Raw genomic sequence first — 15,323 nt, 5'->3', positions numbered from 1 at the left:
CACCGGATTGTGGACCCGGAGATCACAGAGCCCCTTTCCCGTCGGCGCGGCGCCAAACACCCGGCTCGAAATGCACACGGGTGGCTTACGTCACGGACGGCCGGCCCGGTGCCTCCGGTACCCGGAACCCGCGGAAGGTCACGTGGGCACGCGTCTTGAACCCCAGCCGCTCGTACAGCGCGACCGCCCCGGTGTTCGCGTCGGCCACGTGCAGGAACGGACGTTCACCGCGGGCCGTGATCCGCTCGACGAGGGCCCCGACCAGACGGACGGCATGCCCTCGCCCCCGTGCCTCGGGGTCGGTGCAGACGGCGCTGATCTCGGCCCAGCCCGCGGGCCGCAGCCGTTCCCCGGCCATCGCCACCAGCCTGCCGCCGTCCCGGATACCGAGGTAGGTGCCGAGTTCGTGGGTGCGCGGCCAGAACGGCCCCGGCCGCGTCCGCTCGACCAGGTCGAGCATCTCGGGCACGTCGCCGGCACCAAGCCGCACCACACCGTCGTCGTCCGTCCCGGCACCGGAGAGGCCGTCGGCCCGATGGCTGCCGGGCCAGATCATCTGCCGCCCTTCAAGGCTGAACACGGGCTCCCAGCCGGGCGGCGGAACGGCCGGGCAACTGAACATGTCGGCGAACCCGCCGGGCCCCAGCAGTTCGGCCAGGTCACCCCATTCCGCGGCACCCGCGTCGGCAGGCAGCGCGCAGAAGGTCGCGACATCCGCCTCATAGGTGGCGGCCCCGCCCAGCCGACGGGCGAAGCGCGCGTGCACCCCGCGAAGCGACTGCCCCACCGGGTCGTCCAGTGCGCGCTCGTCGTGATGATCCATCGTGCCGCACCTCTCTCGCCCGCCCGGGCGTACAGCCGCACCCCTGCGCCCGCCGTCGTCCATCGCACGCCCCCTGGCGCCCCGATTCTACGAACGCGCGGTCGAGCATCGATCGATCCCCGCAGAGCGTCACATACGCGGGAACGCGGCCGCACCGGGAATCAGTCGAGCAGCGCGGTCGCTTCGACCTCGACGAGCACATCCGGCTCGAAGAGGTGGTCGACCCCGATCAGGGAGGCCGGCGGCATGGGAAGCCGGAGCCCGATCTCATCGGCGACGGATTCCACTCCGGCCATGAAGTCACCGATCTTCTCCGGGCTCCACCGCGTCACATAGAACGTCAGGCGCAGCACGTCCGCGAAGGACGCCCCCGCGCCCGCCAGCCCGACGGAAGTGTTGCGCAACGCCTGGGCGACCTGCCCGGCCAGATCACCGGGAGCGACCGGAGTCCCGTCGGCCCGCCGCGCGATCTGCCCGCTGACATGAACGTGCCTCGTCCCCGTCCCCACGGCCACGTGGTGGTACGGCACGGGCTGGAGCATGCCTTCCGGCGAGAAATGCTGAACAGTCATGGCTGCTCTCCCCTTCCTCCTAGGTATCCGTAAGCTACCTAGGAGGAAAAGGACACTTCAACGAGACCAGGTTTCGCCATGGATACCGCCGACGAACTCCGCATCGACGCCCCGCACCGTGAACTGCTCGACCAGGTCCTCGACAAGTGGTCGCTCAGCGTCCTCAACGAGCTCTGCGAGCGCCCGTGCCGCTTCAACGAACTACGCCGAGCCATCCCCCAGGTCACCCAGAAGTCACTGACCGCGACCCTGCGGCGACTCGAACGAAACGGCGTCATCGAGCGCGAGGTCGTCTCCACCCGCCCCGTGGCGGTCAGCTACCACATCACGCCACTCGGCAAGACTCTCCGCCCTCCCATCGACGCGCTGCTGACATGGGCCGCGGAACACCTCCCCGCCATCAACCGCGCACGCGCGGCCTTCGACGGGATGGAAGAGGAACCAGGACGCTGACCCCGGGACACCCGCGGACCGCGCCGCATGACGGTCACCGCACGGCGGAAGGGTCAGCGCCGCAGCGTGTAAGGGGCGCGCCGCAGGCCACCTCAAGATCTCCTTCGGGTCAACATGCGGATCCATGGTGCCGGACGGACCGCTGTTCGGCTCAGGCACCCAAGCGTCCACTCGCACTCATGGAAACGAGGGCGGCCCACCCGTTCGCCGGAAACGCCGGCACCGGCTATTGGGGCCCCAACTGCTCCGCACGAGCTTGCCGCGCCCCGCCTTCGGAGAAGGAAACGGGAAACAGCTTCGATCGCCTTGTCCGTCCGGGAGTTGGTGCCGCACTCTTCCGTGCAGCACCGCCTCAGCCCGGACGACCGGGTTTGGGAGGTTCCCGTGCCACATCCGTCCACCCCGTTCGGTGAGGAACTGAGGAAGCGGCGCCTGGAGGCCGGACTGAGCCTGACGGATCTGTCCGGTCTCGTGCACTACAGCAAGGCGCAGCTCAGCAAGGTCGAGCGGGGCATCAAGGCGCCCAGCCGTGACCTCGCGCGGCTGTGCGACGCCGCACTCGGTGCCGACGGGGCGCTGATCGCCCTGAGCACCCCTACCGCTGTCGACTCACCTGCCGTGTCGGCGCCAGGCCGGGTCGAGGAGGAGAACTGGATGATGCAGTTGTCACCGGACGGCCCGAACTCGTTCGGGCCCGTGGGCCGGCGTGAGGTGATCAATGCTGGTGTCGCCTCGCTGATGACCTGGAGGTCGGACGGCCCGGGTCCGACCTCCCCGGCCGCCGGCGCCGGCATGCTGGAAGCCTCACGTTCCCTGTTCACGCACTACCGCAGACTCGGTCAGACCGTGGAACCCGGCCTGCTTCTGCCCGTTCTGATCGCGCAGACACACACGCTGCGGGAGCTGTCGGCGCAGAGCGACAGCGCTACCAGGCGTCGCCTGCTGGCACTCGGTTCCCGGTACGCCGAGTACGTGGGCTGGCTGGTGCAGGAGACCGGGGACGAGCGTGCGGCGCTGTGGTGGACGAAGCGTGCGGTCGACCTGGCCGCCGCCGGCGGTGATCAGGCACTGGCCGGTTATGCGCTGGTCCGCAGGGCGTTGGTCACGCTGTACCGGGAGGACGCCGAGCAGACGATCGCGCTGGCCCGTCGGGCGCAGAGCGGCGTGCTGCCGTCACGAATCCGCGGTCTCGCCGCACAGCGCGAAGCGCAGGGTCATGCCCTCGCCGGTGATGTCAACGCCTGTCTACGTGCCCTGGACCGGGCTCGTACTCTGCTCGCCGGCCGGAACGACATCGCCGAAGGTACTGACGGCCCGGTGATCGGCTCCATGCATCTTCCCGATTCGGTCGGCATGGTCACCGGCTGGTGCCTCGTCGATCTCGGGCGACCGCGCGAGGCGAGCGAGGAACTGGATCGGCAGCTCACTCTGGTCGTCCCCGACGCGGTGCGTACTCAGGTCCGGTACGGCATACGCCGGGCGCTCGCCTATGCCTCCGCCGGCGAGATAGACCACGCCTGCGCGCTGACGGAGCCATTGCTCGACGGCGTGACGGCGGTGCGCTCGGCGACCGTCACAACCGATCTTCGACGGCTCGTCCGGGTGTTGGGCCGCTATCCGGACCATCCACAGGTACGCCGGCTGGCACCGCGGCTCGGCACCTTGTCCCGCCCGACCACCCCTCTCGAGGAGTTACCGTCATGAGCGAGATCTTCATCAACTACCGCACCGGAGACGGGGAGAAGACCGCGGCCCTGCTGCGTCAAGGGCTGTCGCACCGCTTCGGTCCGGGGCACGCGTTCCACGCGTCACAGTCCATCGTTCCCGGTGAAAGCTGGCCCGAACGGCTACTGGCCGCGGTACGGCGCAGTTCCGTACTTCTGGCCGTCATCGGCCCGGACTGGACGAACTTCCGTGCCCGGCTGGAGGACCCCGAGGACTGGGTGCGCAAGGAGATCGAGGAGGCTTTCACCTGTGAGGTCCCGGTGGTCCCCGTGCTGGACGGACGCAAGACCAGCCGACTGAGCAAGGCGGATCTCCCGCCCGCGTTGCGACGGCTCGCCGATCTCCAGTCCATCGCATTCGACTCCGGTGACACCGAGGTGTGCGTCGCGCGCATCGGTGATCTGATGGCCGACCTGATTCCCGGCCTTGACGACCGGTCCAGGACCCAGGCGGCGACGCTCGCGTCGAGCACCGTGAACAATTCCATCGGAACCGTGAACGGTGCAGCCGTGCAGAGCCGTGACTTCACCGGTGACGTCGGCACGGTCGTCAAGGGCACCCACGGTCCTGTCCACACCGGGACCGGCAACGTCTACTCGCATTCGCGTCATGTCTCGGGCGACCGTCACTTCTCGGGTGCCGGGATGACGTACTTCGAGGGTGACCACAACGGCGCCATCCAGCACCGATTCGGTGAAGGGGACGGTCACGAGGACAAGGACCGGTGAACCAGCACACCGGCACCTGGGTCCAGGACTCGGGCGTCACGGTCACGGGCCCTGGCGACATCTACATCGGCACCCAGCTGCAGGACTCGGACAAACCGGCTTTCCGCCGAGTCGCGGAGGACCAACTCCGCCGGCTGCGCTACGTACTGGTCGCTCCGCCGTGCATGGGCGAGGCTCGTGCCGTGCTCGCCGACTGCGGCACCGTCATCCTGGACGGTGCCCCGGGCAGCGGCCGGTCGGCTGCGGCCCGTGTACTGCTGCACGAGCACCACCGGGACAGTGGTGTCTTCCACGAGCTCCTGCCCGGTGAGGAGGGGGAGCTGTCCCTCCAGGACCCTGCTCTGGTCGGGACCGGTGATCAGTTGCTGCTGGACCTGTCCGCCGCGGACGACCGCCGCTGGGCCGCGGCCCAGGCCGACCTCCCCGCGCTGCGCAAGGCCGTGCACGAGCAGCGGGCTCATCTGGTCGTGATCATGCCGTCCCACGGCATTATCGACCCGGACCTGCAGTACTGCCGCGTGGTGCTCGGACGGCCACTCGGTATCGGCGTTCTCCGGCGGCATCTGCGCCTGCATGGTGTGCCGCCTGAGCAATATCTCCAGCCGGACGGCACCGTCACCGGGTTCCTGACGGCGAACAGGCCGATGCGGGAAATCGCGGAATTCGCCGACCTGGTGCGCCGAGCACGCGAGGCCGGTCAGCCCGGGGACGGATTCGGTCAGTGGTGCGAGGCGGCCTGGCGGGCGCGAAACGACGGCCGCCGGGAAGCCGCCGCGCTCGTCACCAGGCTGCGGGAGGCACCGCAGCGAGCCCTGCTGATTGCGGTGTCCATGCTGCACGGGGCTCATGCCGATGTCGTTCACCGCGCGGCCGAACAACTGCTGAGCGCCCTCGGGCCTCCGTCGGACGGCGATTCGCCGCTGCAGCACCGGGACCTCGCCGAGCGACTCCTCGAGATCTCGGCCACTGCCACCCCCAACGGACAGGTCCGGTTCGAGAGGCTGGACTTCGACTCCGCCGTCCGTGCCCATTTCTGGGACCACATGCCCGATCTCCGTCCCCATCTCGGCACTTGGGCGGCGACGGTGGTGGAGCTGGACGACCCACACGTCGTCCCCGTCGTACGCGACGGCCTGGTCGAACGAGTGGCCGGTGAATATCTACGGACCGGACGTGCGGACGGACTGGGGGCCCTCATCGAAGGCTGGAGCACCGGTGGGACGAGCCGCCCTCGCCTGGAAGCGGCCGTTCATGCGCTCACCCACGGGCTGGCGGACCCGGTGCACGCAAGGGACTTCCGCGAGCAGATCTACCAATGGTGCGCCAAACGGCGCCTCAAGGGGGAGCTCGCACAGGTGCTGGTCCGCGTCTGTGCCGACGTCCTCGCGACCAGTCATCCGGATCAAGCCCTGGTCAGGCTCTACCACCTGGCCCGACGTGAGCGCGGCACGACGCGCGCCCGGCAGGCGCTGTGCGAGCTGGTGGCGCGCAGCCGCAGGCTGCACCGCGTGCTGCTCTATCGTCTCGCTCAATCCGACTTCTCACCCGCCAATCTCGGAATCTTTCTCCAGGCCAGCGATCCCGAGCTGTTGACGCAGCGCACCGGCAGCTCGCACACGCTGGTCGATGAACAGGGCACGCAACGCTCCCTGACAACCTGCTGGCACGCGGTACTGACCGAGCTGCCGCCTGCGAAGTGGCAGGTCGAAGCCCAACGCTGGCTCCACTGGGCGGCCGCCGACACCGGCCCGCACGGCGGACTCCTGCTCGACCTCCTCGTCAGCTCGGCACAGCGGTGCGCGGAGAAGCGAGGCGAGGTTTTCGCACTGCTGTACGCGTGCGCCCGCGACGCCGAGCGCACCAGTCCGGGGGATGCGGCGCGGGCCGCGGAGACCACCGGTCTGCTGCTCCACAAGATCAGCGCGGCTCAAGGCATCGCTCCGGCCACACCGCCGACGACCTCACCCAGGGGGACTCGACCATGAACACAGCGCGGAAAACCACCACCGTCTTCCTCACCGTTCTGAGCGGTCTCCTGCTCAGCATCGTCGGCCTGACGCAGCGGTGGCCCGCATGGGCTTGGCCGCTGCTGGCAGTGCTGCTGCTCGTCGTCCCCGCAGCCGTCTTCCGGATCGCCGCGATGCGCCGCGGCACAGTACCGGTGGCTTTCGAAGAGCAGCTCACCGCCGCCCCCACGGAACGCACGGATCACCGCGTAAGCCAGGTTGTGCTGCCCAGCAAATGGGCCGACTACGACTTCGTCTTCTCCGCGACGGTGCGCTGGTACCTCGTCGACGCTCCCGCGGGTGCCCCCCTCCTCAACCCGGCGGGCCTCGCCGTCGACGCGGTCCTCAAGCGGGCCCGCGCCATCACCGAGCAACGGGAACCGGTCCGGGCCTCACTCGTCGAGCAGGAACTGTCCGGCGCCCTCAGCCGGATGGCGCCTGAGCCGACCGGGCACCTCCAGGCGATGGCGGAGAACATCCAACTCGTGCTGGCGCAGCAGGACCAGGAGCGCCTCGACAAGCTCGCCGACGTACGCAAGGACGAGCTGGTCTGGGTGCACCAGCGCAAGTACGAGCAGAGCAGGCGCCGGTACTTGGGCGAGGACGTCCTCAAGGACACCGGCAGCGCCGTGGTCTGGTGGCTCACCAAGAACGACGAGCATGTGGAACGTACGGTGAACGACCTGGCCCTGCTAGCTCAGCTCACCTCGGCTGCCAACGATACCGACGTTCCCGAACGGCTTCGGGATCTGATCTCTCAGCAGGCCGGCGAGCCGATGACGGCGGACTTCCCCGGCGCAGAGCCCTCGTCGACGCCACAGGGACGGGAGACGGCCACGATGCGACTCTCCGACTTCCTCGACAGCATCGGTTTCACCGACGGAGATGTACGCCGCCCGATGCTCGCGGCACAGATCGCCGGCCTCATCAAGGAGCAGAACCGCCACGAGACCGCCGAGGAGATCCAGCACCACTTCGATCCGCCGGCGTCCCTCGCTCCGGATGACGACGAGGCGCCCGCCTCCGGCTCCCCCCTCGCATAGGAGAAGACACATGGACGGCGAACTGGCCGTACTCGCGGCGTCGGGCGCCACCACACTGGTCTCCCTCATGGTCACCGACTCCTGGGCACACGCCCGGGAACTCGTCCGGCAGTTCCTGAGCCGCACAGACGCGGACCCCGACACGTTCGACGACCTGCACGACACTAGGGCCCGGCTCCTCGCCGCCGACGCCACGGAACGTGAACGGACCGCCCGCGAGATCAGCCGACTGTACGGTGCCCGCCTGCGCCGACTCTCGGAAGCCGACGACGTCAGCGACGAGGCCCTGCGCGCGCTGCTGACCTCGTTACTGCAGCTCTCGGCGTCCGCGGCAGACAGCCGGCGCACGGTGGAGAACCGCATCAGCGGGGGTGTCCAGCACGGTCCCGTCGTCCAGTCAGGCAGCGTTGCCGGACTGACCTTCCACGTGGATCACGTCGATCGCCAGTAGCGCCAACCGCGCTCGAGGGCAGGGCACGCAGCGTGCCCTGCCCTCACGTCGTCGAACCTCAGGAAACAAGGAACCAGGCCGCCAGGCGCTTGGCGATGACCGGTACATCGACGTTGTCCTGCGCAACTTCCTCGACGAACGGGCCGGCAATCGAGACCGGCGGCGGGGCAGTACTGGCGCTGACGCCGTTGAACCGCAGGAAGACACGCATGGCAAGCCAGGCGGTGCGCTCGTTGCCGTCGATCAGCGCGTGATTGCGAGCGACGGAGTGCAGCAGTGCCGCCGCCTTCTCGTGCAGCGTGGGATATAGCTCGGCTCCGAACACGTTGGTGCGGGGCCGTTCGATCGCTGACACCAAAAGCCCCATGTCACGCACGCTGTGCTCGGTACCGTTGACCGTCCGGGCGATAGCCAGAATCTCGTCGATCTGGATGTAGCGCACTTCGGTCACTTCAGGTAGTCCAGGATCTCCGCATCACTGTCCATCAGCTCAGCCAGGACATCATCGACCTTCAGCTCGGCCCGGTCCTGGGCGTCACGGATGGCCTCAATGGCAAGTTCCTGCTTGCTGCGCCCCTCCCGACGAGCCCGCTCGGTGAGCTTCGCGTCAAGGTCGTCGGGGAGCCGGAGTGTCATCGCCATACAGAGATGATACCTGACCGGTATCAAAAACGGCGCTGTAGCCACCTCGCCCACGAACCCGCAGGTCAGGCGCCCTTGCCAGCCGGCTCCAGAATCGCCACGCACTCCACATGATGCGTCATCGGAAACAGATCGAACACCCGCAGCGTCCGCACCCGGTACCCCCCGTCCCGGAAGTACCCCAGGTCCCGGGCGAGTGCGGCCGGGTCGCAGGCGACGTAGGCGATCCTGCGCGCGCCCAGCGACGACAGGTGCTGGACCGTCTTGCGGCCCGCTCCCGCGCGTGGCGGGTCCAGGACGATCAGGTCGACCTCGTCGATGCCCGTGCGGGGCAGGACGGACTCGACCTTGCCCTGTTCGATGCGGACGCGGTCGAAGGCGGCGAGGTTGTGCCGGGCGTCCTCGACCGCGCGCTTGCCGGACTCGATGCCGAGGACGGCGCCCTGGTCGCCGACCCGGTCGGCGAGGGCGCCGGCGAAGAGGCCGACGCCGCAGTACAGGTCGAGGGCCATGTCGCCCTTGCGCGGGAGCAGGCCCTGCATGACCGCCTTGACCAGGGTGTCGGCCGCCTTGGGGTGGACCTGCCAGAAGCCGCCGCTGCCCACCCGGTAGGTGCGGTCGTCGGCGCGCTCGCGGACGAAGGGGCGGCCGTGGACGCGGTGGACGCCGCCGTCCTTCTCGTCGACGCGCATCACCGAGACCGGCCGGTCGAGTTCGACGAGGGGCAGGCGGGCGCCCGGGCTCGGGGTGAGGATGACCTGGCGGTCCTGGGAGCCGGTCGCGGCGATGGCCTCGACGGACTCCATGCCCGTCCAGTCCCGCGCCTCGATGCCCAGCTCGCTGACGCCCTCGGCGGCGATCATGCAGTGGTCGATCGGCTCGACCTCGTGCGAGCGGTGTCGGCGCAGGCCCGCGTTGCCCTCCTCGTCCACCGCGTACTGCACGCGGGTGCGCCACGACGGGACCTGACCGGCGGGCACCTTGTCGCCCTCGGCCGGCATCACCGTGCCGTCCCAGCCGGCCTCCTCGGGCGTGAGGCCCGCCAGGCGCTTGAGCTGCTCGGTGACGACCTCGCCCTTCAGGCGCCGCTGGGCGCCGGGCTTGGCGTGCTGCCAGTCGCAGCCACCGCAGCGGCCGGGCCCGGCGAAGGGGCAGGGAGCCTCGATGCGGTCCTTGGAGGCGTCCAGGATCTCGACGGCGTCCGCGCGCAGGAAGCGGGCGCCCTCCTCGCCCTCGGTGACCCGGGCCACGACCCGCTCGCCGGGCAGCGCGTGCCGGACGAACAGCACCTGCCCCTCGGCCGTACGGGCGATGCAGTGGCCGCCGTGGGCGACGGGGCCGATCTCGACCTCGTACTCCTCCCCCACCAGCGAGACCACCTGGGATTCCCGCGATTCCTGGGACTCCCGGGGCTCCTGGGACTCCGCCTGCGATTTCTTCGGTTCTGCCTGCATGGCGGGGTGACTCCAGAGAACGGGACGACATGGAAAGGTCAAAGGACAGCAGCCGTCCAGTCTACGTCGGCGACGAGCCCTCCTTCGCCCGGTCGGGCTGGGCCGGGCCGCGGCGGACCGCGCCGGGGGCGTTCCAGTCCTGCCGCTTGCGGGCGCGCCGCTTGGCGGCCTCGGAGGACTGGAGCTGGTACGGGACGGAGGTGACCATGACCCCGGGGGTGAACAGCAACCGGCCCTTCAGGCGCAGGGCGCTCTGGTTGTGGAGCAGGTGCTCGTACCAGTGGCCGACGACGTACTCGGGGATGATGACCGAGACCGCGTCGCGCGGGGACTCCTTGCGCAGGCTCTTGACGTACTCGATGACCGGCCGCGTGATCTCGCGGTAGGGCGAGTCCAGCACCTTCAGGGGTACGCCGATGCCGCGCCGCTCCCACTCCTCGCGCAGGGCCTTGGTCTCCGCCGGGTCGACGTTGACGCTGAGCGCCTCCAGGGTGTCGGAGCGCATGAGCTTGGCGTAGGCGAGGGCCCGCAGGGTCGGGCGGTGGATCTTGGAGATGAGGACGACCGAGTGGACGCGGGACGGCCGCACCATGTCGTCGCTCTGCGCCTCGGGGTCCTCGGGTGCCGCGATCTCCTCGGCGACGCGGTCGTAGTGCTTGCGGATGGCCGTCATCGTCGCGAAGAAGATGCACATGCCGAGCAGCGCGACCCAGGCGCCGTGGGTGAACTTGGTGGCCAGGACGACGACCAGCACCAGACCGGTGAAGAAGGCGCCGAAGGCGTTGATCGCCCGCGAGCGGATCATGCGGCGGCGCGCGGCCTGGTCCCGCTCGGTGGCCAGGTGGCGGTTCCAGTGGCGGACCATGCCGATCTGGCTGAGCGTGAAGGAGACGAAGACGCCGACGATGTAGAGCTGGATCAGGCGGGTGGAGTCGGCGCCGTAGATGAAGACCAGCAGCATCGCCGCGCCGGCCAGGAGCACGATGCCGTTGGAGAACGCCAGGCGGTCGCCGCGGGTGTGCAGCTGGCGCGGCAGGTAGCGGTCCTGGGCGAGGATCGAGCCGAGCAGCGGGAAGCCGTTGTACGCGGTGTTCGCGGCCAGGAAGAGGACGAGCGCGGTGGCCGCGGCCAGGACGATGAACAGGAAGCTGCCCTCACCGAAGACCGCCTCGGCGACCTGCGAGATCACCGGGTGCTGGACGTAGTCCTCGCCGAGCGCGACGCCGTTGTGGAGCAGGTCGGTGGCCGGGTTCTCCGACATGCGGACGTCGGTGGCGGCGGCCAGCGCGATGATGCCGCAGAACATGGTGACGGCGAGCAGGCCCATCATCGCGAGGGTGTTGCCCGCGTTCTTCGACTTGGGCTTGCGGAAGGCCGGGACGCCGTTGGAGATCGCCTCGACGCCGGTGAGCGCGGCGCAGCCGGAGGAGAAGGCCCGCAGGAGGAGGAAGACCAGCGCGAAGCCGGCCAGGCCCTGGTGCTCGGGCTTGATCTCGTAGTCGGCCGTGGGGGCGCGCATCGTGTCGTCGAGGACCAGGCCCCGGAAGGCGCCCCACGCGATCATGATGAAGACGCCCGCGACGAAGACGTAGGTCGGGATCGCGAAGAGGCTGCCCGACTCCTTGACCCCGCGCAGGTTCATCAGCGTCAGCAGCAGGATCACGGCGACCGCGCACAGGACCTTGTGCTCGACGACGAAGGGGACCGCGGAGCCGAGGTTCTCGATGCCGGAGGAGATGGAGACGGCGACGGTCAGGACGTAGTCGACCAGCAGCGCGCTCGCCACCGTCAGGCCCGCCTTGGGGCCGAGGTTGGTGTTGGCGACCTCGTAGTCGCCGCCGCCGCTCGGGTAGGCGTGCACGTTCTGCCGGTAGGAAGCGACCACGGTGAACATCAGCACGACGACCGCGACCGCGATCCAGGGGCTGAAGTGGTACGCCGACACGCCCGCGATGGACAGGACCAGCAGCACCTCGCCGGGCGCGTACGCCACGGAGGAGAGCGGGTCGGAGGCGAAGACGGGCAGGGCGATGCGCTTCGGCAGGAGCGTTTCCCCCAGCCGGTCACTGCGCAGTGCGCGCCCGATGAGGATCCGCTTGGGCACGTCGGTCAGTTTGGACACAACAGAGGATCGTAAGCGTTCGAACGGGCGCCCGCCCACCCGCCACCCCCGACGGGCCCGTCGTCTGCTCTCCGAGTGAATCCGGGCAGTGGTGCGGCTGCGGTTTCCGCAGGTTACGGGGTGCGCGTGTCTGAATGACTGCCTATATGACGAACATCGCCCGCATCCGGGTCTTTGCCGCCCCTGGAGGTCCCATGCATCTGAGCGCGGAGCTGATCGGCGGCGCCGCCACGCTCGTCGGTCTCGGACTCCTGACTCTCGCCAGCATCCGCAGCATCGGCCGCCGGGACTCGTCGGCCGGAGGATGAGACGGCCCCTGCGGGCCCCGCGGGCTTGCCGATACGTTGGGACACGGGCCGGGGGCCCCGGCCTCCCGCACGAGGAGCCAGGGCCGCCGACCGGGGCCCCGGTCTCCCGGCCGGGGAGCCAGGGCTGCCGACCCGGGGATTCCGGCTTCCCCGCCCCCGAGAGGCGTCATCGCCGGCGGTCACCGGCATGATGTTCCCCTGCGGCCCGCACACTGGCCGCGACGTGTCGCCAGGCGAGCCGAAAGAGAGACATGAGCACGACGACAGCCACGAAGCCCGGCGGGGCCGCAGGAAGCGGGGTGTGAGGCGATGCATATCGTCATCATGGGCTGCGGGCGCGTGGGCTCCGCCCTCGCCCAGAACCTGGAGCAGCAGGGCCACACGGTCGCCGTGATCGACCAGGACCCGACCTCCTTCCGCCGCCTGGGTTCCTCGTTCGGCGGCCGCCGGGTCACCGGTATCGGTTTCGACCAGGACACCCTGCGCGAGGCGGGCATCGAGGAGGCCGGTGCCTTCGCGGCCGTCTCCAGCGGTGACAACTCCAACATCATCGCCGCCCGGGTGGCGCGCGAGATGTTCGGCGTGGAGAACGTCGCGGCCCGCATCTACGACCCCCGCCGCGCGGAGGTCTACCAGCGCCTGGGCATCCCCACCGTCGCCACCGTCCGCTGGACGGCCGACCAGATGCTGCGCCGGCTGCTCCCCTCGGGCGCCGAGCCGCTGTGGCGCGACCCCACCGGCGGCGTCCAGCTCGCCGAGGTGCACACGTCGGCGTCCTGGGTCGGTCACAAGATCAGCCGGCTCCAGGAGGAGACCGGCGTGCGGGTGGCGTTCCTCACCCGGCTCGGGGAGGCCATACTGCCCACCTCGCAGACGGTGTTGCAGGAGGGTGACCTCGTGCACGTGATGATGCGTGCCGACGAGGTCGACAAGGTCGAGGCGGCGTTCGCCAAGGGTCCCGAAGAGGAGGGCGGTCACTGATGAGGGTCGCCATTGCCGGAGCCGGCGCGGTCGGCCGTTCGATCGCGGGCGAGCTGCTGGAGAACGGCCACGAGATCCTGCTCATCGACAAGGCGCCGACCGCCATCTCGGTCGAGCGCGTCCCGATGGCGGAGTGGCTGCTCGCCGACGCGTGCGAGATCACGTCCCTGGACGAGGCGGCGCTGCAGCGCTGCAACGTCGTCATCGCCGCGACGGGCGACGACAAGGTCAACCTGGTCGTCTCCCTGCTGGCCAAGACGGAGTACGGCGTTCCGCGCGTCGTCGCCCGGGTGAACAACCCGAAGAACGAGTGGCTGTTCAACGAGTCCTGGGGCGTGGACGTCGCCGTCTCCACACCGCGGCTGATGTCGGCCCTGGTCGAGGAGGCGGTGAGCGTCGGCGATCTGGTCCGGCTGCTGCGCTTCAGCCACGGCGACGCCAACCTGGTGGAGCTGACGCTGCCGGAGGAGTCGGCCCTGGCCGGCATCCAGGTCGGTGACGTGGAGTGGCCCGAGGACACCTCGCTGGTCACGATCATCCGCGGCACCCGGGTGCTGACGCCGTCCCGGGAGGACTCGCTGGAGGCCGGCGACGAGCTGCTGTTCGTGGCGGCGCAGGCCCGCGAGGAGCAGTTGGAGGACCTGCTGTCGGCGCGGCGGAGCGACGCCGCGCGCTGAGCCGCGACAGGAGCCGTGTACGACGGTGGGGGCGCCCGGGATTCCCGGGCGCCCCCACCGTCGTACGGTGTCAGCCCTTGCGGTGCCTGCCGCTCTGCGCGGAGTCGACGGCCTCGCCGCCGAGGGCCGCCTGACGGTCGGCCTTGTCCCGCTCGCGCTGCTCCTTCTCGGCCTTCTCGGCCTGCTCCGCCGCCTCCATCTCCGCGAACACGTCGATGGGGGCCGGTGCCTTTGCCAGGAACACCCAGGTCAGCCAGACGGCGAGCAGGAACGGCGGGATCTTCAGGGTGACCAGGACCCAGCCGAGCTGCTCGGTGTCGGCCCACCAGTACAGCGGGAAGAGGATCGCGCTCTTGCCGAGCAGGATCAGGCCCCAGGCGTAGCTGGCCTTGGTGTACGCCTTCTTGCGGCCCGGGTTGCGGGTGCGCCAGGAGAGGTTCTCCTTGAACACCGGGCCGAGGATCAGACCGATCAGCGGGACGCCCGCGAGCGCCGTGACGATGTACGCCAGCGCCAGGCCCAGGGTGTAGAGCATGCCCGGCAGATAGAAGTTCTTGGCGTTGTCGGTCATCATCGCGAAGACCACGCCGAAGGCCACGCCGAAGACGCCGCTGAAGGCGTGCTTGACGGTGTCCTTCATCACCAGGCGGACCACGACCAGCACCAGCGACACGGCGAGCGCCGCGATCGCCGACATGTGCAGGTCGTTGTTGAGGGTGAAGATGGTGACGAAGAGCAGGCCCGGCAGCACCGTCTCGACCATGCCGCGCACGCCGCCGAACGCTTCGAACAGCGCGGCCTCCGTCACCGCCCGGGCGTCGTCCGCTTCCGTCTCTTCGGTCGGCTTGTCGAGCGACGTCACCGGCTACTCCCGTCCGAGGGGTCTCAGTTCGTATTTCGGGTTGAAGAGCACCCGGCGGCCCCGGCTCATGGAGATCCGGCCCGATGCGATGAGCTTGCGCCCCGGCTCTATGCCCACGATGGAGCGTCTGCCCAGCCACACCACGTCCAGGGCGGCGGAACCGTCGAACAGCTCGGCCTCCAGGGCCGGGACGCCCGCACGCGGACGCAGGGTGACCGTGCGCAAGGTACCAGTAACCGACACGATCTGCCGGTCCTGGCAGTCGCAGATGCGGGTGCAGCCGGCGGTTTCGGCGTCCTCGCGCAGTTCCTCCGACTCCAGGTCCTCCTGCGAGGAGGAGAGCCGGTCGAACATGCGCCGGAACCGGCCCACCGGCTTGTCGGAACGCGGAGCAGCACTCATATCTGAAGCGTACCGGGGCGGGCCGACAGCCAGGCACCCTCTCGGGGCCGGTATCGCGAGGCTCACGTTCCGCT

16 protein-coding genes are annotated in these 15,323 nt (G+C 69.6%); 8 read left to right on the top strand and 8 right to left on the bottom strand.

Annotated elements, in window-relative coordinates; all coding sequences use genetic code 11:
- Positions 1-85: 85 nt before the first annotated feature.
- Both ACFIF2_RS17135 and ACFIF2_RS17130 read right to left on the bottom strand, forming a co-directional pair.
- A complete protein-coding gene (locus tag ACFIF2_RS17135; RefSeq protein WP_395573505.1) occupies positions 86-823 on the bottom strand; it encodes a GNAT family N-acetyltransferase in 738 nt (245 codons plus the stop codon).
- Positions 824-984: 161 nt separating this feature from the next.
- Positions 985-1,395: a RidA family protein gene (locus ACFIF2_RS17130; RefSeq protein WP_395573504.1), complete on the bottom strand. Its 411-nt coding sequence runs from the start codon at positions 1,393-1,395 to the stop codon at positions 985-987.
- 78 nt (positions 1,396-1,473) lie between these two features.
- Between ACFIF2_RS17130 and ACFIF2_RS17125 the strand changes: the two genes are divergently transcribed.
- The 6 genes from ACFIF2_RS17125 (at position 1,474) to ACFIF2_RS17100 (ending at position 7,801) form a co-directional block, all read left to right on the top strand.
- Positions 1,474-1,848, top strand: coding sequence for a winged helix-turn-helix transcriptional regulator (locus ACFIF2_RS17125; protein WP_395573503.1), 375 nt, complete (start codon positions 1,474-1,476; stop codon positions 1,846-1,848).
- Between the two features lie 384 nt (positions 1,849-2,232).
- Positions 2,233-3,552 (top strand): helix-turn-helix domain-containing protein, encoded by a 1,320-nt coding sequence (locus tag ACFIF2_RS17120; RefSeq protein WP_395573502.1) that lies wholly within the window; start codon positions 2,233-2,235, stop codon positions 3,550-3,552.
- Positions 3,549-4,301: a toll/interleukin-1 receptor domain-containing protein gene (locus ACFIF2_RS17115; RefSeq protein WP_395573501.1), complete on the top strand. Its 753-nt coding sequence runs from the start codon at positions 3,549-3,551 to the stop codon at positions 4,299-4,301. The genes ACFIF2_RS17120 and ACFIF2_RS17115 overlap by 4 nt, the downstream gene beginning before the upstream one ends.
- Entirely contained in the window at positions 4,298-6,286 is a 1,989-nt protein-coding gene (locus ACFIF2_RS17110) for a hypothetical protein (RefSeq protein ID WP_395573500.1), read from the top strand. The genes ACFIF2_RS17115 and ACFIF2_RS17110 overlap by 4 nt, the downstream gene beginning before the upstream one ends.
- Entirely contained in the window at positions 6,283-7,350 is a 1,068-nt protein-coding gene (locus tag ACFIF2_RS17105; protein ID WP_395573499.1) for a hypothetical protein, read from the top strand. The genes ACFIF2_RS17110 and ACFIF2_RS17105 overlap by 4 nt, the downstream gene beginning before the upstream one ends.
- Positions 7,351-7,360: 10 nt before the next feature.
- Positions 7,361-7,801, top strand: a complete 441-nt coding sequence (locus tag ACFIF2_RS17100; protein WP_395573498.1) for a hypothetical protein — start codon at positions 7,361-7,363, stop codon at positions 7,799-7,801.
- A 58-nt stretch (positions 7,802-7,859) separates the two neighbouring features.
- Here the strand turns inward: ACFIF2_RS17100 and ACFIF2_RS17095 are convergent, their stop codons facing one another.
- The 4 genes from ACFIF2_RS17095 to ACFIF2_RS17080 all read right to left on the bottom strand — a co-directional run bounded on the left by ACFIF2_RS17095 (position 7,860) and on the right by ACFIF2_RS17080 (position 12,019).
- Complete coding sequence (locus tag ACFIF2_RS17095; RefSeq protein WP_395573497.1) at positions 7,860-8,252, bottom strand: type II toxin-antitoxin system death-on-curing family toxin; 393 nt, start codon at positions 8,250-8,252, stop codon at positions 7,860-7,862.
- Complete coding sequence (locus ACFIF2_RS17090) at positions 8,249-8,443, bottom strand: ribbon-helix-helix protein, CopG family (RefSeq protein WP_007445201.1); 195 nt, start codon at positions 8,441-8,443, stop codon at positions 8,249-8,251. Before ACFIF2_RS17090 ends, ACFIF2_RS17095 begins: the two co-directional genes overlap by 4 nt.
- Positions 8,444-8,508: 65 nt before the next feature.
- Entirely contained in the window at positions 8,509-9,897 is a 1,389-nt protein-coding gene (locus ACFIF2_RS17085) for a class I SAM-dependent RNA methyltransferase (RefSeq protein WP_395573496.1), read from the bottom strand.
- A gap of 61 nt (positions 9,898-9,958) precedes the next feature.
- Positions 9,959-12,019 carry an APC family permease gene (locus ACFIF2_RS17080; RefSeq protein WP_395573495.1) on the bottom strand — a complete coding sequence of 687 codons (2,061 nt, stop codon included), beginning with the start codon at positions 12,017-12,019 and terminating at the stop codon, positions 9,959-9,961.
- Positions 12,020-12,636: 617 nt separating this feature from the next.
- Here ACFIF2_RS17080 and ACFIF2_RS17075 point away from each other — a divergent pair.
- Positions 12,637-13,308 (top strand): potassium channel family protein, encoded by a 672-nt coding sequence (locus tag ACFIF2_RS17075; RefSeq protein ID WP_395573494.1) that lies wholly within the window; start codon positions 12,637-12,639, stop codon positions 13,306-13,308.
- The gene (locus ACFIF2_RS17070; RefSeq protein ID WP_395573493.1) at positions 13,308-13,985 is read left to right on the top strand and encodes a potassium channel family protein; all 678 of its coding nucleotides are present in this window, start codon (positions 13,308-13,310) and stop codon (positions 13,983-13,985) included. Before ACFIF2_RS17075 ends, ACFIF2_RS17070 begins: the two co-directional genes overlap by 1 nt.
- A gap of 70 nt (positions 13,986-14,055) precedes the next feature.
- Here ACFIF2_RS17070 and ACFIF2_RS17065 read toward each other — a convergent pair whose 3' ends face one another.
- Entirely contained in the window at positions 14,056-14,847 is a 792-nt protein-coding gene (locus ACFIF2_RS17065; protein WP_395573492.1) for a DUF3159 domain-containing protein, read from the bottom strand.
- A gap of 3 nt (positions 14,848-14,850) precedes the next feature.
- Positions 14,851-15,249 (bottom strand): OB-fold nucleic acid binding domain-containing protein, encoded by a 399-nt coding sequence (locus ACFIF2_RS17060; RefSeq protein ID WP_395573491.1) that lies wholly within the window; start codon positions 15,247-15,249, stop codon positions 14,851-14,853.
- Between the last annotated feature and the right edge of the window lie 74 nt (positions 15,250-15,323).

The organism is Streptomyces sp. BK79, from assembly GCF_044142145.1.
Classification (GTDB): domain Bacteria; phylum Actinomycetota; class Actinomycetes; order Streptomycetales; family Streptomycetaceae; genus Streptomyces.
Note: the sequence above shows the minus strand (reverse complement) of the source record. Positions and strands in the feature narration are given on the sequence as shown.